This is a genomic window from [Clostridium] saccharolyticum WM1 (assembly GCF_000144625.1).
GTDB classification, from domain to species: Bacteria; Bacillota; Clostridia; order Lachnospirales; family Lachnospiraceae; genus Lacrimispora; species Lacrimispora saccharolytica.
The window spans coordinates 1,951,324-1,973,783 of sequence record NC_014376.1 but is presented as its reverse complement, the minus strand read 5'-3'; the positions used below and the strand labels follow the sequence as shown (position 1 = coordinate 1,973,783).

Genomic DNA, 22,460 nt, shown 5'->3' with positions numbered 1-22,460 from the left:
ATATCAGGAACGCATGCAAAAAATCTCTGTGCACTTTGCTCATTTTCCTTTTTCTGTTATAGGAATCATATAATCCAGGGAAGACTGCGTTCCCATCCCATATCACAAAAAACGGTATAACCTAGAGCATACGGTTTTCTACAAACTTTTAAGGACGTTGAGCCGCCCAAGAAAGATAACATTTCATGAACCCCCATATCTACGCATAAGATAACTATATACTGCGTTTAAAAAAGCAGGATGGGGGCTTTATCATGAATAAAATATTTGACAACGAATATTATGATTTAATCATCAGCAACTCTTTAGTTCCCGATTTAAATGCCAGCAACAATATTACGGTCCTGAATGACAAGTTCTCACTGCTGCATATATGGAAAAACAGTATGGATGCCTGCGACCTGGGTCTATATCCTTACGACAATTTTCCCTCTCTTTTTACATTATCCTCAAAAATAAGTATTGATAAATCCGGCATCAGCAATATCCGCCAGCACCCCCATTTAAGTTTGATGGGTCTGGGGGTGCTGATCGGCTTTGTTGATACCGGTATTGATTACCAGCATCCAGCATTCAGAAATCGCGACGGTTCCACCCGTATTCTCTCCATTTGGGACCAGACAGATCAAAGCGGCAAGCCTCCTACAGCTTTTAGTTTCGGTTCTGAATATAGTAAAAACCACATTAATACCGCATTAAAATCAAGTGATCCTCTGTCCATTGTCCCCACATTTGATGCCAGCGGACATGGCACTGCAATTGCAAGCATAGCCTCCGGCAGTGCCAATGAAGAACAATCTTTTACCGGTGTTGTTCCTCAGTCAGAGCTGGTAGTCGTAAAATTAAAAGAGGCAAAGGAAAATTTAAAAAAACTGTTTTTTGCTCCGGATCAAGCCATGTGCTATCAGGAATCAGATATTATGCTGGGAATCCGTTACCTTCTCTCTGTTTCTGAAAGAACCGAACTGCCCATTGTCATATGCATTGCAATGGGAAGCAGCCAGGGAGGCCATGACGGACTGGGTGTCTTAAGCTCCTACTTAGACCATATTGTGCGGCTGCCTAAAACAGACGTAACAGTGGCGGCCGGAAATGAAGGAAATAACCGAAGACACTATTTCTATTATTCTGCAGCAGCGCCCTTTTGCAATGGATTTAATTTAAATATCGGAAAAAATGATAAAAAATTTTCAATGGAAATCTGGCCCTTTCTTCCCGGGAAAATAACCATCGAAATTTTCGCACCCAACCGGGAGATCGTCCAAAGCATATCTCCTGCGTCCACGGATTGTCAAAAATACAGACTTTCCCTGGGCCAAACTACCATTTGGATCAACAATATCCTTTTAGAAGGCTCCAGCGGAGACCAGCTCCTTTTATTACGGTTTGACAATCCAATTCCCGGAATCTGGTATTTTCAGGTTTCCAGTATTGATAACGAACCTTTCTCTTTCCATTCCTGGCTGCCATCAGGAAATTTGATCACGAACGAGACTTATTTTTTTGGTTCAAGCCCGGATAACACCATAACCTCCCCCGGAAATGCCAGAACCCCCCTGACCGTTTCTGCTTATAACCAGTTTGACGGCAGCATACTGAAAGAATCAGGAAGAGGCTTTTCCAGGTTCGGAGAGATTGTCCCCGATGTAGCTGCTCCCGGATACCACATCCCCTGCGCCATTCCCGGAAATCAGTATGGAAGCATAACCGGAACCGGTGCCGCTGCAGCCCACGCAGCAGGAGTAGCAGCGCTTATTATGGAATGGGGATTCTGCAAAGGCAATCATACCTCAGTCACAGGAGTTCAGATCAACCATATGATGATGCGGGGAGCATACAGAAACAGTGCCTATACTTATCCCAACAATATCTGGGGATATGGCCAGATGGATGTATACAAACTGTTTCAAAAAATTGCCGCTATTTAAAGAATGCAAGATTAAACGGCACAGCCTTTGGCTGCCAATTAAAATCATAAAAGTAATGCCGGGCTTTTTTTCAAAGCCCGGCATCCATATATGTATCTGTAAGATAGTGAAAACGTAGTCAATCCAAAACATGACACATGTTCATAGAACCATGTGAAACTGTTATTTTGCAATTTCAAACTGGCAATGCACTACTGCGGTAATTTCTTTCTCCAGAGATGAGGTATCATTGATCCCATAATCGTCTACTTCATTGGAATATAAGGGAGTGATCTGCATGACACCCATATCCGCATATTTTAAATCGCCCAGTTTATTTCCTGCATTTTCTACGATCATTTCGGCACGTTTTCTAGCATCCTTAGTCGCTTCCGCTAGCATGGCAACCTTTAAGTCCGCCAGTTTTGTGTAAAAATACTGGGGAGGATCGGATTCAAAAGCAACATCCTGATTCAGCAGTTCCGTCGCATTTCTTGAAATCTCCGTAATCTTATCAATTTCCCCTGAGCTTATGGTTACGGTCTGGCTTAAGGCATAATTATCAATTTCATTGGTATAATTGCCATACTCGTTCATGGCATAATTGACGGTGGTCGTAATGGCTGAGAATACAAAATCATCCTTTGCGATGCCATTGCCCGTCAGATAAGCGGAGACCTTATCCCTGCCTGCCTCTAATTTGGTATAAGCATCCTGCAGATTCGCTGACTGGGCATTAAAACTGCCGGTCCAGACAATTAAATCAGAGGAGATCTGCTGTTTGGCAGAACCGGTAACTACGACATTGGTCTTGGAAGCTTTGACTTTCACAATGCCGTTAGTCAGGATAAGTGCGGCTCCGATGACACCTGTGGCCAAAATAATGGCTACAGCAATGATGCTGACTGACCTTTTGTTCATTTCATTCATAATGAAACTCCTTTCAATGTAACCTTTCCCTCCGGTTTTCTGTCTTATTCTTTCCTTCGTTTTTCATAATATGATAACGTCAAAAGGTGCTGGGCGCATTTCCGGAAGCATGATGTATTATAACGATACTATATTATATCTGTCCTGTATAAGTCAAATTAATAATATTTAACATTTTATTATTATTGGTCACTGTAATCCAGGTATACTACCGGGCACTTTTCATCATAAGGGCGGTTATTGCATCCGGATACGCCAACAACAGGTGTATCCGGTGCGAAAAGAGGGAGAATCATAGAATTCTCCCTCCTGTCTCATCATAGATATCCGTCTTTTTACTGGTCAGCAACAGCCTTCATAATCAGCGCTGCCACAGCGGCTCCCGGATCCTTTAAGGACCGGGAAGCTTCCCCCCTGGTAGCCGCTCTTCCATGAACGGCTATGAGAGTTGTTGTTTGTTCAAAGCCTTCCCAGGCAGCTTCAGCAGCCTTGCCAAAAGCTTCCCTAAGGGAGACTCCTGCTTCCAATTCAGCCTTAAGAGTCTGCACTCCGGGATGAAATCCGTCCAAAAAGGTTTTATCTCCTAATTTCGCCTTACCCAGATCTGCAACACCGGCTTCATAAGCTTCAAACAGTCCGGCAACATCTGCACAGGACAAATCCGTCTTTCCTTTTAAGACTTTTCCGGCACGCATCAGCCCTGCCGCCATTAATGTCCCCATGGTGGAAGGAACCTTATTTCCCATGGTTTTTCCGGCTTTGTACAAAAGCTTGCCCAGATCTGGTTCCGCCCCATCGGAAACCGATTCATAGGCTGCTCCGAATCCATCCGCCATGGTCAGCCCCAGATCACTGTCTCCTACAACACTGTCCAGCTCAATTAAGTAGTTCCGGTTTTGCTCCATGATTTTACTTATTCTTTCAAGCATGGCTATCAGTTCCTGCTGGTTCATATCAGCCTCCATTCTGCCGCTGCTCCGGCGGCATATATAATCATGACATACAATATCCGCCACTTTCCATTTCCTGCAGCATTTTTTTAGATAGTTCCCTGTTTAAAGAACGGCGTATCAGCGGGAGCATCCAGGTAACCCTTCAGTTCCTCATCCATTTTTAAAAGAGAAATGGATAAGCCCGCCATCTCAATGGAAGTCACATATTCCCCTACATAATAGCGGTGAACCATGATCCCCTTTTCTTCCAGAATCTGATTGACCTTTCTGGCCACAATATACTGTTCATCAAGAGGAGTTGCCCCCAGTCCGTTTACAAGGACTGCAACCTCATCTCCAGCAGCAAATGGGATGTCCTCAAGGATCTTTTCCATCATTTCTGATGTGATCTCATCTGCAGTCTCAATGTTCCCCCGGCGGATTCCAGGCTCCCCATGGATTCCCATACCGATTTCCATTTCATCCTCTCCGATTTCAAACCCGGGATGACCCACTCTCGGCACAGTACATGGCGTCAGGGCAACACCCATGGTTCTGACACTGGCGGCTGCCTTCTCTGCTATCCGTTTTACTTCCTGCAGATCCTTCCCTGCCGCAGCTGCCGCGCCTGCGCATTTATATACAAAAAAGATGCCAGCCACTCCTCTTCTGGTATTCTTCTCTCCTGGCGCCGCCTTGGGAGATGCCACGTCTTCCCCCGCTACGACGCTTTCCACCTGGATTCCCTCTTCCATATCCGCCATCTCTGCAGCCATGTCAAAATTAAAGATATCCCCGTTATAATTGCCGTATATATAAAGAACGCCTGCTCCGGAATCAATACTCTTGGTCACATGCAGCATCTGCTCTGCGCTTGGAGACTGGAAGACATCTCCAACAGAGCAGCCATCCAACATTCCCTTTCCCACATAGCCTAAAAACAGAGGAAGATGTCCAGAACCTCCTCCGGTTGCGATTCCCACCTTTCCCTCCACCTTATTGGAGGTGACCAGACAGCGTAAATCGCCTGCGGTATAAGTGACGTGATCCGGATGGGCAAGATAGATCCCCTCCAGCATCTCATTTACATAGTTTTCCGGTACATTAATCAGTTTTTTCATTTATTTCCCTCTCCTTCCCGCAATTTATTGCCATTGAGCCATACAGAAACTTTTCATGCGTATCCTGTGTTACTAAAATTAGCTACATAGGCCAGCCTATTTTCCATAGGCGTTCCGATATACCTCTATTACCTGTTGGAGCGTAGGCCGGAAGGGATTATCTTCCATACAGGAATCACACAGCGCAACCTCTGCCAAAGCCTTAAAATCCTCAGGATTCACCTTAAGATCCTGCAAACTCTGTGTGATACCAACTTCCTTAGACAACCGCCTGATACATGCTACTGATTCCTTTACCGCCTGTTCCCCTGTCATGGCAGCCGCCCCTGGAAGCCGAAGTCCCTCTGCCACCTTTTTATACCGCACTGCGGTCTCCGGCCTGCTTCCGTTAAATTCCATAACAAAGGGCAGCAAAACCGCATTGCAGATGCCATGAGGCAGATTATTGCGGCCGCCCAGGGAATGTGCCATGGCATGGACCATGCCAAGCCCTGCATTGGAGAAAGCCATTCCTGCGCTGTATTCCCCATAAGCCATCATCTCCCTGGCCTTTTCTTTGCTGCCGTCTGCCACCGCTTCCGGCAGATAGGTCCGGATCACTCCCATAGCCCAGAGAGCATCTTTATCTGTAAATGGTGTAGCTCTCTTTGCCACAGCCGCTTCAACGGCGTGAGTCATGGCATCCATTCCTGTAGAAGCCGTAAGGCCCTTTGGCATGGTCATCATCAGGTCCACATCATTGACTGCAATGGTGACCATAGCGTTAGGGTCCACCATACACATCTTGGAATGCCTCGCCGGGTCAGTCACAATATAAAATGCCGTAACTTCGGAGCCGGTCCCTGCGGTAGTGTTCACTGCCACAATGGGAATCCCCGGTTTGCGGGAACGGTTCACTCCCTCATAATCCTCTACCTTGCCGCCGTTTGCCATGACAATGCTGACTGCCTTTGCCGTATCAATGGCCGAGCCTCCACCCACGGCCACCAGCAGGTCCACTTCCAGTGCCAATGCCGCATTCAGGCAGTCATTGACAATGGTTGTGGAAGGATTCGGTTCAACCAGATAATAAATGGCATATTCCACCCCGGCCTTTAAAAGGCAGGCTCCTACGTTATCTCCGGTACCATTTTCATACAGAAACGGGTCTGTAACAATAAGTCCCCGCTTAAATCCCCGTTTCTTAAGCTCATCCGGCAGCAGTCCCATGGAGCCGCGGCCAAAAAAGCTGGTTCCTACTGCATTGATCCTTTCAAGCGCCATAACTGGCCTCCTTAGAATTCTATATTTCTGAAATCTCCCGGATCGATCCGTTTCAGTGCACTCAGTTCTTCCCTGGTAGGAAGTGGCGTATAGGCGACATGGGAGCATTTTATAGGAAATCCGGTATTTTCCTTCACCTCTTCTAAGCTGGAAGTGGGATGGATGGTTTCCAGTACCATTTCCCCGTTTTCCATTTTAAAGATGCACAAGGGTGTAACGATCCGGTCCACGTTTCCCCTGGTCGTTACAAAATCCACCTGGTTGACAAAGGTGCGCTTATCATGCTTTGTCCTCCAGAGTATAGCCCTTTTTGCGGTTGGAATGAGTACGGCGCTGCCTGCCCCTCCCGGCATCCTTACCTTTGGTTTTTTATAATCTCCGATGACTGATGCATTGACATTGCCATGGAAATCAAACTGGATGCCGCTTAAAAATGCCACATCCAGATCCCCTCTCATGGCCAGGTCAAAAACCTCCATGAGCGGGAAATAAGCGGTAGCCCGTTCCATAAGCTCGGGACCTGCGCTGGTATACTTCTTAAGCCTTATTGGTTCCGGATCTGTTCCTCCAGGTATGTTCAGATGCACGGCTCCCGGCGCATGAAGTGCCTTTGCCAGCAGAAGGGCTATCATGGGCATATGGGAAGAAACCCCGTGAAACACCTTGCTGCCGTCAGGTATGAAGCGGGCCATGGCGCAGACCATAATATCGCAGACTCTGTATTTTTCTTCCATCATGCCATGCCCCCTTATCCTTTATAGTCGGATTTTTCAAATGCCTTTAAATAGGCATAAAGGCCATCCATATCTTTTAAGCCTTTAAATTCCTTTAAATTCTTTCCGTCAATGTCATACAAGCCCGGGCAAGAGCAGGGAGAAGCCCCCTTGGGAACCTTGACCACCGCTTCCACCAGAAACCGGGGTATGTCTGCCTTTTTCTGGCTGCCCTTAAATACGGATCCATGGACGATATTTTCCGTTGTCAGGATGACTCTTTTGGCTGCTCTGGAAAACAGGACATCTTCAAACAAAGGTCCTGTGATCCTTGCATTTCCATCCTCATCCGCCTCCTGGACATGGAGGACCGCAACGTCCGGCCTTATGGCCCTTACCACAGTAACCGGTTCCTTGGTAAAGGGATCCTCGACCCGAATAAAATAGTCATTTGCATCAATCAGATCGCTGATCACAAGCCCTTTTACAGGCATGAAACCTACCCCGTAGCTGGCGGCACGGAGGGCGGATATCACCGTATAGCAGGCATGTTCATTCCCTTTTACAGCCCCGCTTTCAACCGCCCGGCGGTAATGGCCTGCCAGGGAATATTCGCTTTCATAGCTGATAAAGCCGGCATCAACGCTGGTAACGCAGCCGCCAAAGCACAGCAGATCCACATCCATGGCTCCTGCGGTCTTTACCAGCTTTAGATTTCTTTTCTTCTGACGCACCAGTTCCCGTACCATTGCCATGGGCGCCCGATGAAGCACATTGCCCCCAAGGCCCAGAATATCCCCATCCTGGATCCGGGATGCCGCCTCCTGCAAAGATATGACTTTGCTCATGGTCTGACCTCACTTTCTATCCTTCACTCCGCCGTTTGCCTTTCATCAGCCTTTTGCCGCATTGCAGGCAATCTGGATCGCATCCCACACGCCGGAAAAAGGAGGCGCATAAATAAGATCCGTCATTCCCAGCTCCGCCGTTGTCATTCTGCAATGGATTGCAACTGCAAACACGTCGGCCCGCAAAACTGCTCCTTTTTGCCCGCAGGTCTGTGCACCCAGCAGCCTTTTTGTTCCTTTTTCATAAATCAGCTTAATGGTGATGGGGGTTGGATCCGGGTAATAAGCCGGATGATCGTTGGCCTGTACAATCAGGGTCTTGTAATCCTTTTGAAGGCGTTTGGCATCCCCTTCTCCCATGCCTGTGCGCCCTAGTTCCAGCCCGCAAACCTTAATCGCCGCCGACCCCAGGGCACCCAGGAACTGCTCATGGCCGCCTGCCAGGTTGGTTCCTGCAATTCTTCCGCATTTGTTAGCCACCGTTCCCAAAGCAAGGAAGCTGTCTTCTTCTAAAACCTCATGATGGACAAGGATACAGTCTCCTGCCGCATACACATCCGGCAATGAGGTTTTCATTTCCCTGTCCACGATCAGTGCTCCGTTTTTTGCCATGGAGATCCCCGTATCTTTCAAAAATTCCGTACAGGGGCGGACTCCTACCGCAACAATTACCAGATCTGCTTCATAGGTTCCTCTGTCCGTTTTTACACGCTTCACATAAAGACCGTCTCCATAAAAACCTTCTACCTTTTCCCCAAGATTGAGTTCTATTCCGCACCTTACCAGTTCTTCCTGGGCCAGGGCTGTAATTTCCTCATCAAAAGGCGTCAGGATTCTGGGAGCCGCTTCCAGGATACGGACCTTTTTTCCAAGGCTTAAAAACGCTTCCGCACATTCGACTCCAATGTATCCTCCTCCAACGATGACAACATTTTGGATCTCCGGCATTTTTGCATATTCCTTTAAAAAAATACCGTCTTCCATGGATTTCAGCACATGGACACCTAAAAGCTCCCGGCCGGGAAAGGGCGGAACTACAGACGATGCCCCAGTGGCTATCATCAGTTTGTCATACCTGTCTTTCCATTCCTGACCATTTTCAAGATTCCTTACAAGGACCTCTTTCCTATCTGCATCAACAGACAATACCTGATGACGGAGAAAGGTCTTTATTCCCATTTTGGTAAAGGTCTCCCGGGAGCGGGCGATCATTTTACGGTAATCATCGTTATAATCTCCCACATAGTAGGGAAGGCCGCACGCTCCATAAGAAAGAAAACCTCCCTTTTCATAGACCGTCACTTCCATATTCGGGTCCATCCTGCGGATCTTGGAAGCGGCACTCATTCCTGCCGCCACTCCTCCAATTATAATAATTTTCATGTTTTCTCCCTGATCATTTTACACAGTCAATCTCTTGTCCTGCTTCCCGCATGGCTTCCTCAGCCGTCTTTTTTCCGGAAAAGGCCTCGAAGATTTTCTCATATAGAACACCGTTTTTCTCCCCTGCCTTTGACAAATGAGGAAGAGGCCTTGCAAGCTCTATCATCTTTTGCTGTACCGGAAACCAGGGGCAGTCCCCGGCCCCTTCCATATAGCTGCCGCTCCGAATGGGAGCACCGCTTTTTCTTCCCACCTTTTGATCCACCAAAGGGGACCTTAAGTACTTAAGAAATGCTTCAGCCTCTTCCTTTTTTCCGGAGCTTTTACAGATCCCAAAAGACCAGGTTACATTCCAGGCAGTAGAAAAGGTGGAAAATCCCAGATCCGGCCGTTCCAGGCAGCCTTCCTTGAAAACCTCACCCATCTGGCCGCTCCAAGTAACCGCCATGGCCGCTCCCTTTTCCCGGATCGCTGCCGCAATTTCCCCGTTTCCGAAGAATTCCGTGCCATCCACTGCATAAGCTTTCAGTTCCATGTAGGATTTTAGTCCCTTTACAGCTTCTTCCTTTCCACAGGATGCTGTTCCGTGAGGATCATAAGCATCTCCTCCATACATACGCAGGAAGGGAAGCGCATCGGTAAAGATTTCTGACCGGTCAGCCTTCATGGCCACGGCCTGCTTTCCTAAAGCAGTTTTGCATGCCTTTGCTGCCTCTATGTATTCCCGGGGAGTGATAACGCTTTCAAGCTCCCTTCCCAATGCCTGACAAAGCTGGCTCCTGCGGTAAACAATCATATGGCCGTCACAGAAGGAGGGGGATAAATACGCCTTGCCCTTATACCTCATTTCCTCTGCAATGACCGGAAGAATATCTTCTTCCTCAAGCTCAAGCTCTGAAAGGAATCCCTGTTCAACAAAGTCACGAAGCCATAAATGGCCTGCAACCATAACAATGTCGTAATCCTCTTCCCCGGCAAATGCTCTCATCATCATGGGGTAGTAATCTGCCCAGGGCACGATATGGAAATCCACATTTCCTCCATATCCCTCTAAAATACCCAGCTCTTCATCCAGATAACCCTCCACAGCCGGGTCTGCCACTGCCAAAACCTTAAGAGTTTCCCGTTCCATAAACTTTCCCTCTCCTTTTTACCTTCCCGGCTGAGGCGGCGCGTCAACAATGCCTACAATGTAGGCATCCACAGGCGCCGAACGGTCCAGTGCATATTGGGTGGTATTATCCGTGGTTACCAGTACCAGTTCCCCGATTCCTGCACCTATGGTATCGGCGGCCACAAAAATATCCTTCTTATCCCCATAATAGGGTTCGACCAAAAGGAGCTTAAACCCAACCAGATTTCTGCATTTTCTCGTGGAAACCACAGTTCCCATAATTGTACCTAATATCATCGGGCCACTTCCTTTCTGATGGTTACCCACTGTCCTTGTTTTAGCTGGAATGCATTTGCGTCATCCGTGTCCAAATGAAAATCCAGCCTGCTCTCCTGGGTGACACGTATCAGTACCTGGTCCAGCACGCCGCCCTTTGGTCCATTGACCGCAACGCTTACCCGGTCCTGATCCGATACCCCAAACCAAAGGGAATCTTCCGGCGTCATATGAATATGGCGGTCTGCTATAATGACACCCTCTGTCAGCAGTACTTCTCCCTTTGGTCCCTTCAGCAGGATTCCCGGCGTTCCCTTTAAATCTCCTGACGACCTCACCTGGGGCTGTATTCCCAGCCCCCTGCAGTCACTGAAGGCCATTTCCACCTGACTTTGTTTTCTTTCCGGTCCAAGGATCCTTACCCTGGGAAGTGTTCCCAAACGGCCGCAGACAGCTACCTGCTCTTCACAGGCAAACTGCCCCGGCTGGCTTAAAGCCTTAATAGGAGTCAGCCGGTAACCGGTTCCAAAAAGCATTTCCACATGTTCCTTGGACAGGTGAACATGCCTTGCTGAGATTCCTACAGGAACCTGATAAGGCTGTGTGCTCAGCCTCGTCCAGTTTTCCACGACCAGTGAGGTTACCTTTTGAATCAGTTCTTCCCTGTTTTCCATTGAAAGCCTCCAACCTAGACAATTTCCTGTTCTTTCTATTTAATAAATGGAAGGATTTGCCCGATGGAATTATGGGGTCTTGGAATTACATGAACTGCTACCACCTCTCCCACTCTGGAGGCTGCTTCCTCTCCTGCTTCCACAGCCGCCTTTACAGCTCCTACATCTCCCTGAACCATAACGGAAACCAGTCCGGAGCCGATCTTCTCGGTTCCCACCATTTCAACATCCGCTGCCTTTAACATAGCGTCTGCCGCCTCGATGGATGCGGTAAGTCCTCTTGTTTCAATCATTCCCAAAGCCAACATTCCTTTTTTTACTACTGCCTCTGCCATTTAATTTTCCTCCTTAATCACGGGTTCATTTTCCTCTGCTTTTGCAGAATCCTTTTCGCTCTCATGTCTGTCTATCATGTTTAAAAGCTTCAATACCTCCGGGTGAGGGTTTTCGATGGATACGGAAACTTTTATGTTCTCGTCTCCCACCATGCTCCCGGCCTCTCTGGCTGCTTCCACAGCTGCCCGGACCGCCGAGGTCTCACCCGCTATTACGGTGTGGCACATCCTGCCTCCCAGCTTCTTATGGCAGCTTACGATTTCCACTTCCGCCGCCTTTAACGCCTGGTCCACTACCACAACGGTATTTGCGTAATAATTAATCTCTAAAACCCCTATGGCGTTTCGGTTCGTTTTCATGACGCCCACCTTTTTCTGATGCCTGTTATTATTTGCCCCTATCGATGCTTATCTTTTAACCTTTGATATTTGGTAAAATCTTTGCAATGTCCTGATGCGGCCTCGGAATCACATGGACCGCCACCAGCTCACCGACTCTGGAAGCCGCTTCACTGCCTGCTTCAGTAGCCGCTTTTACCGCACCTACTTCACCGGTCACAATAACAGTTACAAGACCGGATCCGATTTTTTCCGTTCCCACAAGCTCAACGTCCGCTGCCTTTAACATTGCATCGGCCGCTTCGATGGATGCAGTCAAACCTCTTGTTTCAATTAACCCAATTGATGTGGATGCCATTTTTGCTACCTCCTGAAATTATCAATATTTTTTTCCGCTAGGTCTACTTTTGTTATATGAGACAATGCCCTTGTTCCCTCATATGGTTTTTCGATCATCTCTACCAGGACCTCTTCCGGTCTGTTGATCTTAAGAGCCGCCCTTTTTGCCACTTCACAGGCTTCTTTCACATCGTCTATTCCGCCTTCAAACTTCACCTGGGCCGTAAGGGGAATAAATGCAGTCGCATCCTTGGGATTAATGGTGTCGATCCCGATGATTCTCACATTCGCCGCCTTACAGGCCTTATCCATGGCATAGAGAACAGCTCCGTATCCCGCACATTCCAAAAAGCCGATGGCCATATGTACCTTCCCCTCTCTAGATGATCCGCAAGCCTCCTTCTGCCAGCATACATCTGCGTCTTCTTGTAAAGCTTCTAGCACAGGTAAGTCCTTCTCCGGTAGGGCCTGCAATGGTCATGGTCGTATGGCCCTCTCCGCCGATCCCTACCCCTTTTAAGGTCGAACCATTCTTCGTAAATATAGTTGTTTCAATGACTTTTCCGAATCTGGTCATGTTTTCAACATTTCTGGAAAACATGGAAGCCGTATGCCGGTTGCCTGATTCTGCTGCTACTGCACTTTCCACACATTCTTCAAAGGTCCTTAAGCGGACAATGGGAAGTATGGGCATCAGCTGCTCTACCATGACAAATGGATGGTTTCTGTCTGTCTCGCAGATCAGAAGGCGGACATCCTTATGGCCGGAAACCCCTATGGCCTCTAAAAATAATCCCGCATCCTTTCCTACCCATTTTTTATTCACTTCGCAGCTGCCGTTCTTTTCAATCATGGCAAACTTAAGAATTTCATTCAGCTCCATGGGATTCAGTAAGTACGCACCTTCTTTTACCAGATTGTTTACCAGCTCGTCTGCGGCCTTCTCCATAACAAAGACTTCCTTCTCTGCCAGGCACAGGATATTATTATCAAAGGAAGCTCCCCGGTAAATCTCTCTTGCCGCAAGACTGACATCCGCTGAATCGTCCACAATAACCGGGGGGTTACCTGCACCGGCTCCGATGGTCTTCTTTCCGGAACGCAGCAATGCATTTACCATGGGCATGCCCCCAGTCCCCACCATGAGCCGGATCCTGGGATCAGACGTCATTTTGGTCACTGCCTCCATCGTTGGCTCTTTCTGCATGGTGATCAGATTTGCCGGACCTCCATTTTCCACAATGGCCTGATGAAGAAGCTTTAAACAGTGAGCACAGCACTTTTTTGCACCTGGATGAACATTAAACACAACGGCATTTCCTCCGGCTATCATGCTGATGGTATTATTGATGATAGTCTCTGTTGGATTGGTGGAGGGTGTAATAGCTCCGATCACCCCAAAAGGAGCATATTCCTCTATCATCAGTCCTTCGTCACCGGAAATGGCATCTGTAGTGAGACATTCCACACCTGGCGTTTTCTCTATCACTGCCATATGCTTTTGAATCTTATCCTCAAAACGCCCCATTCCGGTTTCTTCCCAAACCAATTTTGCCAGAGTTTTTGCATGACTTTTTGCTGTCATCCGGATAGCCTCAATGATTCTGCGCCTGTCCTCAACTCTGTAATGTTCCACCCATTCACGCTGGGCTGTGTGGGCTGCACCAATCGCATCCTCCACACGTTCAAATACCCCGTTATCACTTTGAGCGGGAATATAAGAAAGCTTTGGGCCCCTGCTTTCTATGCCGGCAAGCACTTCCCTTACAATCAGTTCTATCTCTTTTGCCCCAATTTCCATAATCTGCCTCCTAGTTTAGCTGCTCTGTCACTCTTCTCACTACTTCGGCTATGATTTCCTCCTTTGCCTTGCCTAACGCCTCCGCCTGCACAGGCTTCACTTCCTCCGCAGGCAGAACCTGCCTTGTTACACCGGTGCATCCACAGCCGGTTGGCGCCAGGTTCTCTCCCGGCCTTACGATAGAGGTTACTCCCTTTAATACAGGCGCTGCCGTCTCAGCCGGACGGGCATCTGCAGCGGAAACCACATCCCTCATATTTGTTTCCTCTATGGCACAGGGTGGAATGCCTCCAGCTGTAATGCCAAGCTTATGCCGGATATCAAGCAGCTTATTTACCTGATCACAGGAAAGAAGATTCTGGCGTCCGATGATATTACCCGTATACATCAATATCGTCGCATAATACTCAATGGATTCCAGTCTGTAAAATGCCTGGTAAATATCTTTTCCCCAGGTAAGCGCCCCGTGATTTGCAAGAAGTACACCATTATGGGTATTCACAAAAGGGGCAATGGAATCAGGAACTTCATCCGTGCCGGGCGTTGCGTATTTTGCAACCGGGATAGATCCAAGCCCCAGGACCGCTTCCGTAAGGACCGCCGCATCCAGGCTGATTCCGGCAATGGCAAAGCTGGTGGCAACCAGCGGGTGGGCATGGGTGACTGCCTGCACATCGGGATTTTCCTTATAGACTCTCAGATGCATTTTTACTTCCGATGAGGGCTTCCATCTTCCCATCAGCACTTTTCCGTTTAAATCCATTTTCACCAGCATATCCTGTGTCATAAATCCCTTAGATACCCCGGTCGGCGTCGTCCAGATGGTGTTCGGCCCTACCTTACAGCTAATGTTTCCATCATTCGAGGCTACAAAGCCTTTGTCGTACATGCGTCTGCCGATGTCCAAAATTGCCTTTTTGGCTTCAAAATCAGACATGTACTTTTTGCCTTGAACTGTCATCATATCTTTACCTCCAAAGTCCAAACAATTACGCATTCTCTCTGTCGGAACTCTCATCTTTTATACTGTATTTTTACCACTTTTATGTTTGTTTGTCAATGTTTTATGTTGTTTTATTTCCGTTTATACCGTTTTATTTTTATTTCATCCATTTCTTCTTTACATTTCGTCAAAAAAATTATACAATATACTCATATACCACCTGATTCTTATGGTTTTATATTGTATTTTATTTTTAAATAAACATTTTTTGTTATAAAGAAAGGAACATGCCTATGTTAGCAGTAACGAGGAAGGCCAAGATCAAAGATATTATTTTAGAAAAGAAAAGCGTAACAGTGACCGAACTTTCCAAAATTTTCTCCGTGACCGAAGAAACCATCCGGCGGGATTTAAAGCAATTGGAAGATGACGGGTTCCTGACCAGAACATACGGCGGTGCATTCATACAAGACGGGGTTGAGAATAACGTAGATTTAACAATCCGGGAAACCGCATATATGGAAAGCAAGCAGTCCATCGCAAAGAAGTGCCTGTCAATCATACACAACGGGGACTCAATTTTCCTGGATGCCTCTACCACGGCCCTTCAACTGGCTAAGACCTTACAGGGAATGCGTCTCACTGTGGTAACAAATTCCCTCCTGATCATCAATGAGCTGTATGACAAAGAGGATATCCGCCTGATTTCCATCGGAGGCTCCTATACCCCCCGGGACAAGGCTTTTGTAGGCAATACAGCCCTTAAGAATTTGGAATCCTTTTACCTGGACAAAACCTTTATGTCCTGCCGGAGCGTTTCCATGGAGCACGGGATCACCGATTCCAATGAAGCCATTGCCGCTATACGCCAGATACTGATGACCAGGAGCAATCACGTTTACTTAATTGCAGACCACTCCAAATTCGATAAGACCTCATTCATACGGATATCAGGCTTTGAAACCATCACGGGTCTGGTCACTGACAAACGAATGGACGAACAGTGGAGAGAATACCTTTCCAAAAATGATGTAGAGCTTTACGAAGCAACGGAAGCATAGCCTGATTTTGGCAAGAGGATGTCCCAGTTCCTTTGAGACATCCTCTTTTTTCTTATGCAAAGTTCAGCTTTTGCCATCATAATCCGGCGGATATACTGTATTTCCCTATGGCAGGTATGTATGCTGCCTCATGTTCCTTCATGGCCAGACTGCAGTTTACATTTCCTTAGCTTTCAGGGCCTCTTCCTTTTTTCTGAATATTTCTTTTAATGATTCTGTGTAAGGTGCTTTGGCGATCCCGTACTCCGTCACGATTCCTGCGATCAGATCATTGTCCGTCACATCAAACGCAGGATTAAATACCTTTACCCCTTCCGGTGCCATCCGCTTTTTATACCACATTTCAACCACTTCCTCAGCAGGACGCTCCTCAATGTGGATCTCCTTGCCCGTAGGGGTGCTCATATCAATGGTGGAGGTGGGGGCACAGATATACATGGGCACTCCATAGCGCTTAGCTGCCAGGGCCACCATGGAGGTCCCGATTTTGTTTGCCGTATCCCCATTGGCCGCTACCCGGTCACAGCCTACAAATACAGCATCCACCCAGCCGTTTCTCATGACGGTAGCCGACATATTGTCACAGATCACTGTGACATCAAGGCCTGATTCCTTTAATTCGAAAGAAGTCAGCCGCGCCCCTTGAAGAAGGGGTCTGGTCTCATCGGAAAAAATGCGGAAGCCATAGCCTTTTTCGTGACCTAAATACATGGGAGCGGTTGCCGTTCCGTACTTTACAGTTGCCAGCTGTCCGGCATTGCAGTGAGTCAGCAGACCGTCTCCCGGCTTTACAAGAGACAAGCCATATTCTCCTATCATCCTGCAGACCCAGATATCCTCTTCCCTGATCTCGATTGCTTCTTTATGGAGAAGTTCTACGATCTCAGAAACCGTTTTATCCTTGTTTTTTAAAACCACCTGCTCCATCCGTTTTAAAGCCCACGATAAATTAACTGCTGTAGGACGGGCGGAATCCAGATAGTCCTTTGCCTTTTGAAATTTTGTATAAAATTCATCAAAACCATCTGCCTGGATCTCCCTTGCAGCCAGATAGATACCGATGGCGGCTGCCACACCGATGGCAGGTGCCCCTCTTACCTGAAGAAGATAGATTGCATTCCAGATATCCTTCTGTTTTGTCAGGGAAAGAATTTCCGTATGATACGGAAGCTGTGTCTGGTCTATGATTACCAGGGCGTTGTTCTCCTCATCAAGTGCCACGGTATCATAGTCCATGATGGATTTTTTTGTTTCTTCGCTCATGTTTATCCCTTTCTTGTTTACCGGCTTTCAATCCTGTTGCCGGCCTCAAAACTTGCCTGTTGCCTCTTTTACAGCCTTTAAATAATCTGCTCCGCACCGGAAACTACGGCGGTTCATAATATAATTCTTCGCCAGAGTAATGACAATTTTTTCCGCTCTCGCCCGTTTTTCCGCATCGGGAATCGTGGTAATATCAATAACGTTGGCCATTCCCACGGTCCGGCGGATGGATTCAAGTCCTGCCACTCCCGCAGTATCGGAAAGAATGCCTTCCAGATACCATTCTTTAAATCCCGGGACCTTTGCCATGGTTTCCGTGACATGTTCATCAAAAACTTTATTATATTTTTCAATGAACAAGTCCACAATGTCGGAAATCGTATTTAAGCACCAGCCGCAAAATTCTTCTTTTTCCTTCTCATCTTCTATGGTTGCATCACCGTTGCACCATGCAAAAAACATGTTTGCAATGACATTGCCGATATCATAGCCCATAGGTCCGTAGAAAGCGAATTCCGGATCAAAAATATAAGTATGCTCCTTGTTGATAAACACAGAGCCTGTATGCAAATCCCCGTGGATCAGAGACTGTGCATTGTTCATAAACTCGAATTTCAGCTTGGCAGCTTCCAGATGAAGGGCCTGGTCCTCGTACAATTCCTTTTTTACAAATTCTGCATTGGGTGGAAATACATTGTTCCTGTGGTTGTAATCAATAAATGGCTCGCTGTACACCAGGTCCTCTGATATCTCACACAAATCCGGATTGATAAAGCTTTTAACCAGCTCTTTCTTCTCCTTATGCCCCATGACAACATCCGTTGTGCGCAGAAGGGAATTAACCATAAAAGTGGTTACATGATCTGCGAACCTGGGATAAATCTCATGTTTTAACAGTCCGGTACGCATCATGGTATGGCCGGTCATATCCTCCATAGCCATGGCACACATGGTTCCGTCATACAGATAAACCTTCGGAACAAGCCCAGGCGCATAAGAATCCTGAATTCCCAGGATCTTAGCTTCAATTCTTCCCCGGTCAGTGGAAACATGCATTTCTGCTGAAATACGAAGTGCTTCTCCAGCCTGCTTTACGATGATGGATTTCCCGCTTGCCGGATCCTTGACACGAAATACATAGTTTAAGTTTCCGTCTCCAATCTCCTTGCATTCCAGCCTGGCATCCTTATCAAAATAGGAGAGCTTCTCCTGAACATAATCCGGTACCTCTTCCGCTTTCATCAAAAAATAACTGTCGTATTTAGACATTTCCGTCACCTTCCCCTGTTCAATATAACATATGTATGGTTAGTTTGCATTTTTTGTCTTGCCGCTTGCATAAGTCATAGCAAGAGCAATGGCAAGGACTGCACCCTTGATGATATTCATTGCATAATATGGTACGGACATCATAATCAAACCGTTTTCCAGCATACCCACTAACACCGCTCCGGCAAAGGTACCGAACGCATTGGCTTTTCCGGCGCCCATTACAGAAAATCCGATATAGGCAGCACAAACGGAAGGCATTAAATAGGCATCGCCCGCTGAAATCTGAGCGGTTCCCACACGGGCCGCAAGACAGATTCCGCCAATGGATGCAAAGGTAGCTGACAGAAAATAGGCAAGAATTTTATACTTTGCAACCGGAATTCCGGAAAGCTGGGCCGCCTCAGGATTCCCGCCTACTGCATACATGTATCTGCCGTGTTTTGTATAATTTAAGAAAAAGTATGCGAACAGCACCACGCAGATCATAATGATGATCAGCCATGGTTCCTTCCCCAATGCCCGGAATGCCTCCGGAACAAGACCGGGAGCCTGAGTCCCATCGGCACGGGTCATACGTTCCGTGATGGCACCGCCCTTGGAATACGTCATGGAAACTCCCTGATACATAAACATTACGGAAAGTGCCGCAACCATATCCGGTATTTTGAATTTAACAATCAAAATGCTGTTGATGACTGCAACGCTTAAACAAATAAGCACCGTTAGAATGACGGATACACCGATATTGATGTTGTGCCACACAAAGCATGTCATAACAAAAACATTGGCAAACTGAGCCGTAGCTCCAATGGAAAGATCCATGCCGTTTACCGCCAGGGCAAACGTAAGACCGATTGCAATGATGGTGGTAATGGATACCGCACGAAGAATCGTGATCATATTAGACTGGGTCAGAAACATGCTCGATCCCGTATCCTTACTCCAGTTCCCAAATGTAAACAGGATGAACATGATGAGCATTGTTGCGATGGTACCCCATTTTGTCACAAAATCTCCAACGTTCCTTTTCTTTTTTACCTTCTCTGCCCCAGACATATCATTTACCTCCTGTCGAATAATAAAGCAGTTCTTTTTCGTTCGTATCCGCTGCGTTTAATTCTTTGATGACCTCTCCGTCGTACATTACATAGATGCGGTCGCAGATACTCAATATTTCCTGGAATTCGCAGGTGGCATAAATAACACCCTTTCCCTTGGCTGCCAGGCCTTCAATCAGTTCATACATATCCTGCTTGGCACCCACATCGATTCCCTTGGTAGGTTCATCGAAAATATAAACCTCGGAATCCTTGTTCAGCCATTTTCCAACGACCACCTTCTGCTGGTTGCCGCCGGACAGCAGGGCAACGACCTGGTTTTCTGATGGAGTCTTGATTCCAAGGCCCCGTATCATATTTTTTGCATCCTCTTTTTCCCGCTTTTTGTTCACCACAGAAAGCCAATTCGTATACTTCTCCATGGCTGCCACAGAAATATTGGACACCACCGGGTCCGTGATCAGAACGCCTTCTTTTCTCCGTTCCTCCGGTACCAGCGCCAGCCCATGTTTCACAGCCTGGGTCGGCCCTTTTGCCTTGATCACTTTTCCGTTGAGCTTCATGGTACCGCCTGCCTGCTGGTATGCAGAAAACAAAGTCTTACAAAGCTCTGTTTTTCCTGCGCCAACCAGCCCTGCCACTCCGATAATTTCTCCTTTGCAGACGGTCATATTGATATTTTTAACTTTCCCTTCCTTTTCGGTAAGGTTTTCTATCTCAAGCAATGGCCCGCCGATTTCGCATTTTTTCTTGATGTAATTATCCTCATAGCTGCGGCCTAACATATATTCGACAAGAGTATTCACTTCCAGTTCCTTAGTAAGCGGCAGATTGGTTACCAGTTTGCCGTCTCTCATAATGGTAATACTTTCACAAATCTCGTAAAGCTCACTTAACCGGTGAGAAATAAACACAACTCCCACATTCTCTTTTGCAAGTTCACGCACAACCCGGAACAATTCCAATGTCTCAGAATTGGAAAGAGGGGCTGTCGGCTCATCCAAAATCAGGAACCGGCACTTTTCCGCCACACATCTGGCAATGAGAACCATTTGCTTTTGTGCAAGAGTAAGTCCTGATACCTGTTGATTAATATCCACATCTACATTTAATTTCTTTAATACTGCTGCTGCTGCCTGCCTGATTTCTTTCCAGTGTACAACCTGTTTCCGCCCCATTTTATTAACCAGCGTGTTGAACATTACATTCTCAGCTACGGACAGATAGGGGATCAATGCGGTGTCGACCTCCTGAAATACGATTTCTATTCCAAGATTTTTTGCGTCTTTGGGGCACCGGATTTCCACCGGTTCCCCTCCAACGTAAATTTGTCCTGTATAGTGCGTATTAACACCGGCAAGTACTTTCATCAAGGTGGACTTACCTGCGCCATTCGCACCCACGAGCGCATGAATCGTACCACTTTCCAGACTAAAATCAACTCCATCCAAAGCCTTAACTCCAGGAAATTCGATGGATATATCTTTCATTTCAAGTTTTACTTCGGTCATGGCATCTCTTCCTTAATTATGTAATGAATACAGAGCATTTTCCTTAATTTACATATTTGTTCTTGATCTCATCGGTAAACAAAGCACCCTTTGGATCTTCAGCATCGCCCCAGCCATCAATGATGCTGCCTAAATCGTTCATAGTGGTTTGAGCGGTAAGCTGAGTTGTTTCAATATTGCATGCATTTAAGTTAAAGTAATCCGGTGTCTCTTCTCCCATAAACTTCAAAGCCAGAAGGCGGGTATCGACAATACCGATCAGTTTCGGATCAACGGCTGCGGTAGATTTCCAAACATCAGGATTCTTAACCATTAACTGAATGTCATCGTTGGATACGTCAATGGTGTACATAGGGATATCGGTACGTCCTGCATCGTTTAATGCCTGAAGTACGCCCTTAGCCAGCTCATCGTAGCAGCCCCAGATGGCATCTACGGAGCCTTCCGGATACTTTGGAAGAATAGCAGCTGTCTTGTTGGTCATATCACCGCGGGCATTGGCTGAATCAGATGGTGCAATTACTTCCAGAGTCTGGATCTTGCCATCTGCTTCCAGCTTGGTATAGATTTCATTACGTCTGTCCAGCGGAGGGATTCCAGGGCCCATGAAGGTCTTTAAAACTTTCATCGGGTATTTTCCGCCTTTTGCTTCAAATTCCTTCATCATGTAGCCAAGAGAAAGTTCTGCAAGAGCCTGGTCGTTCTGAGCGGTAGAAGTTACCCCTTCAAGAAGCTCGCCGCTTGCATCGCCGCCCTTAAATGGCATGGTATCAAAGGTAACAACTTCCATGCCTTTGTCTCTGGCGGGTTTTAACATATCATAGGAATAAGACAACTGTCCATGAGATACGATAATTCCCTGATAATCCTTTGCAATGACCTGAGCTACCGTCTCCTGAGCCTTTGCATCATCGCCATCCGTTACAAAGGTGTCTACGGTCCAGCCAAACTTCTTTCCTTCGGATACACAGCCGTCTAAAAACTGCTGGGTATGATCTCCTGCTGCCAGGTTCCGCACAACGGCAATCTTCTTTCCTTCCAAAGAGCCTGTGGCCTGGGCTTTTTCTACCTTCTCCGCTGCAGTTGTCTGATCCGTCTTGGCAGCTTCTGTTTTTGCTTCTGTAGCTGCTGTTGTTGCGGCTGTGCCGCTGCTGCCGCATGCAGTTGCTGACAATACCATTGCCGCTGCAAGCACCATTGCTAACTTCTTTTTCATAAAGTAAACCTCCTTAAAAAATATAAAATATAGTTTTCTATTCCGGACACACCCATCATGTCCTTCCTGTAGAAATTGTAGCATATTATATCTGGTTTTGCAATATTTTTATTTGATTTTATTTATTTATTTTGTTTTATAATGTATTTTATTGTGTTTTT

Annotated in this window: 23 protein-coding genes; 2 read left to right on the top strand and 21 right to left on the bottom strand. The window is 46.9% G+C overall.

What is annotated here, in order from left to right; genetic code table 11:
- The first annotated feature begins 254 nt into the window (after positions 1-254).
- Complete coding sequence (locus tag CLOSA_RS09270; protein ID WP_013272507.1) at positions 255-1,928, top strand: S8 family peptidase; 1,674 nt, start codon at positions 255-257, stop codon at positions 1,926-1,928.
- Between the two features lie 162 nt (positions 1,929-2,090).
- Here CLOSA_RS09270 and CLOSA_RS09265 read toward each other — a convergent pair whose 3' ends face one another.
- From CLOSA_RS09265 to CLOSA_RS09190, 16 genes are all read right to left on the bottom strand, one after another.
- On the bottom strand, positions 2,091-2,837 hold the full coding sequence (locus CLOSA_RS09265) for an SIMPL domain-containing protein (protein WP_013272506.1): 747 nt from the start codon (positions 2,835-2,837) through the stop codon (positions 2,091-2,093).
- A 335-nt stretch (positions 2,838-3,172) separates the two neighbouring features.
- The gene (locus tag CLOSA_RS09260; RefSeq protein ID WP_013272504.1) at positions 3,173-3,790 is read right to left on the bottom strand and encodes a dihydroxyacetone kinase family protein; all 618 of its coding nucleotides are present in this window, start codon (positions 3,788-3,790) and stop codon (positions 3,173-3,175) included.
- An 86-nt stretch (positions 3,791-3,876) separates the two neighbouring features.
- The gene (locus tag CLOSA_RS09255) at positions 3,877-4,890 is read right to left on the bottom strand and encodes a dihydroxyacetone kinase subunit DhaK (protein WP_013272503.1); all 1,014 of its coding nucleotides are present in this window, start codon (positions 4,888-4,890) and stop codon (positions 3,877-3,879) included.
- 96 nt (positions 4,891-4,986) lie between these two features.
- Positions 4,987-6,153, bottom strand: a complete 1,167-nt coding sequence (locus tag CLOSA_RS09250; RefSeq protein ID WP_013272502.1) for an iron-containing alcohol dehydrogenase — start codon at positions 6,151-6,153, stop codon at positions 4,987-4,989.
- Positions 6,154-6,164: 11 nt separating this feature from the next.
- Complete coding sequence (locus CLOSA_RS09245; RefSeq protein WP_013272501.1) at positions 6,165-6,890, bottom strand: CoA-transferase subunit beta; 726 nt, start codon at positions 6,888-6,890, stop codon at positions 6,165-6,167.
- Between the two features lie 11 nt (positions 6,891-6,901).
- Entirely contained in the window at positions 6,902-7,714 is an 813-nt protein-coding gene (locus CLOSA_RS09240) for a CoA transferase subunit A (RefSeq protein ID WP_013272500.1), read from the bottom strand.
- 45 nt (positions 7,715-7,759) lie between these two features.
- Positions 7,760-9,097: a CoA-disulfide reductase gene (locus CLOSA_RS09235; protein ID WP_013272499.1), complete on the bottom strand. Its 1,338-nt coding sequence runs from the start codon at positions 9,095-9,097 to the stop codon at positions 7,760-7,762.
- 13 nt (positions 9,098-9,110) lie between these two features.
- Positions 9,111-10,229, bottom strand: a complete 1,119-nt coding sequence (locus CLOSA_RS09230) for an ABC transporter substrate-binding protein (protein WP_013272498.1) — start codon at positions 10,227-10,229, stop codon at positions 9,111-9,113.
- An 18-nt stretch (positions 10,230-10,247) separates the two neighbouring features.
- On the bottom strand, positions 10,248-10,508 hold the full coding sequence (locus tag CLOSA_RS09225; RefSeq protein WP_013272497.1) for a EutN/CcmL family microcompartment protein: 261 nt from the start codon (positions 10,506-10,508) through the stop codon (positions 10,248-10,250).
- A complete protein-coding gene (locus CLOSA_RS09220) occupies positions 10,505-11,161 on the bottom strand; it encodes a phosphate propanoyltransferase (RefSeq protein ID WP_013272496.1) in 657 nt (218 codons plus the stop codon). The genes CLOSA_RS09225 and CLOSA_RS09220 overlap by 4 nt, the downstream gene beginning before the upstream one ends.
- A gap of 35 nt (positions 11,162-11,196) precedes the next feature.
- Entirely contained in the window at positions 11,197-11,496 is a 300-nt protein-coding gene (locus CLOSA_RS09215; protein WP_013272495.1) for a BMC domain-containing protein, read from the bottom strand.
- On the bottom strand, positions 11,497-11,856 hold the full coding sequence (locus CLOSA_RS09210) for a BMC domain-containing protein (protein ID WP_013272494.1): 360 nt from the start codon (positions 11,854-11,856) through the stop codon (positions 11,497-11,499).
- A gap of 55 nt (positions 11,857-11,911) precedes the next feature.
- Complete coding sequence (locus CLOSA_RS09205; protein ID WP_013272493.1) at positions 11,912-12,193, bottom strand: BMC domain-containing protein; 282 nt, start codon at positions 12,191-12,193, stop codon at positions 11,912-11,914.
- 5 nt (positions 12,194-12,198) lie between these two features.
- Complete coding sequence (locus CLOSA_RS09200) at positions 12,199-12,537, bottom strand: BMC domain-containing protein (protein WP_013272492.1); 339 nt, start codon at positions 12,535-12,537, stop codon at positions 12,199-12,201.
- A gap of 16 nt (positions 12,538-12,553) precedes the next feature.
- Entirely contained in the window at positions 12,554-13,975 is a 1,422-nt protein-coding gene (locus CLOSA_RS09195) for an aldehyde dehydrogenase family protein (protein WP_013272491.1), read from the bottom strand.
- A 10-nt stretch (positions 13,976-13,985) separates the two neighbouring features.
- On the bottom strand, positions 13,986-14,939 hold the full coding sequence (locus CLOSA_RS09190; protein WP_013272490.1) for a class II aldolase/adducin family protein: 954 nt from the start codon (positions 14,937-14,939) through the stop codon (positions 13,986-13,988).
- A 272-nt stretch (positions 14,940-15,211) separates the two neighbouring features.
- Here CLOSA_RS09190 and CLOSA_RS09185 point away from each other — a divergent pair, with 272 nt between their 5' ends.
- Positions 15,212-15,979, top strand: a complete 768-nt coding sequence (locus CLOSA_RS09185) for a DeoR/GlpR family DNA-binding transcription regulator (RefSeq protein ID WP_013272489.1) — start codon at positions 15,212-15,214, stop codon at positions 15,977-15,979.
- Positions 15,980-16,135: 156 nt separating this feature from the next.
- On the opposite strand, the gene mtnA is transcribed toward CLOSA_RS09185, so the two are convergent.
- From mtnA to CLOSA_RS09160, 5 genes are read right to left on the bottom strand one after another with little or no spacing between them, the layout of a single operon-like run.
- Positions 16,136-17,242, bottom strand: coding sequence for an S-methyl-5-thioribose-1-phosphate isomerase (gene mtnA, locus CLOSA_RS09180; protein ID WP_013272488.1), 1,107 nt, complete (start codon positions 17,240-17,242; stop codon positions 16,136-16,138).
- A gap of 45 nt (positions 17,243-17,287) precedes the next feature.
- Positions 17,288-18,511, bottom strand: coding sequence for an S-methyl-5-thioribose kinase (mtnK, locus tag CLOSA_RS09175; protein ID WP_013272487.1), 1,224 nt, complete (start codon positions 18,509-18,511; stop codon positions 17,288-17,290).
- A 39-nt stretch (positions 18,512-18,550) separates the two neighbouring features.
- On the bottom strand, positions 18,551-19,570 hold the full coding sequence (locus tag CLOSA_RS09170) for an ABC transporter permease (protein WP_013272486.1): 1,020 nt from the start codon (positions 19,568-19,570) through the stop codon (positions 18,551-18,553).
- Between the two features lies 1 nt (position 19,571).
- Entirely contained in the window at positions 19,572-21,083 is a 1,512-nt protein-coding gene (locus CLOSA_RS09165) for a sugar ABC transporter ATP-binding protein (RefSeq protein WP_013272485.1), read from the bottom strand.
- A 43-nt stretch (positions 21,084-21,126) separates the two neighbouring features.
- On the bottom strand, positions 21,127-22,299 hold the full coding sequence (locus tag CLOSA_RS09160) for a sugar ABC transporter substrate-binding protein (protein WP_013272484.1): 1,173 nt from the start codon (positions 22,297-22,299) through the stop codon (positions 21,127-21,129).
- Positions 22,300-22,460: the final 161 nt, after the last annotated feature.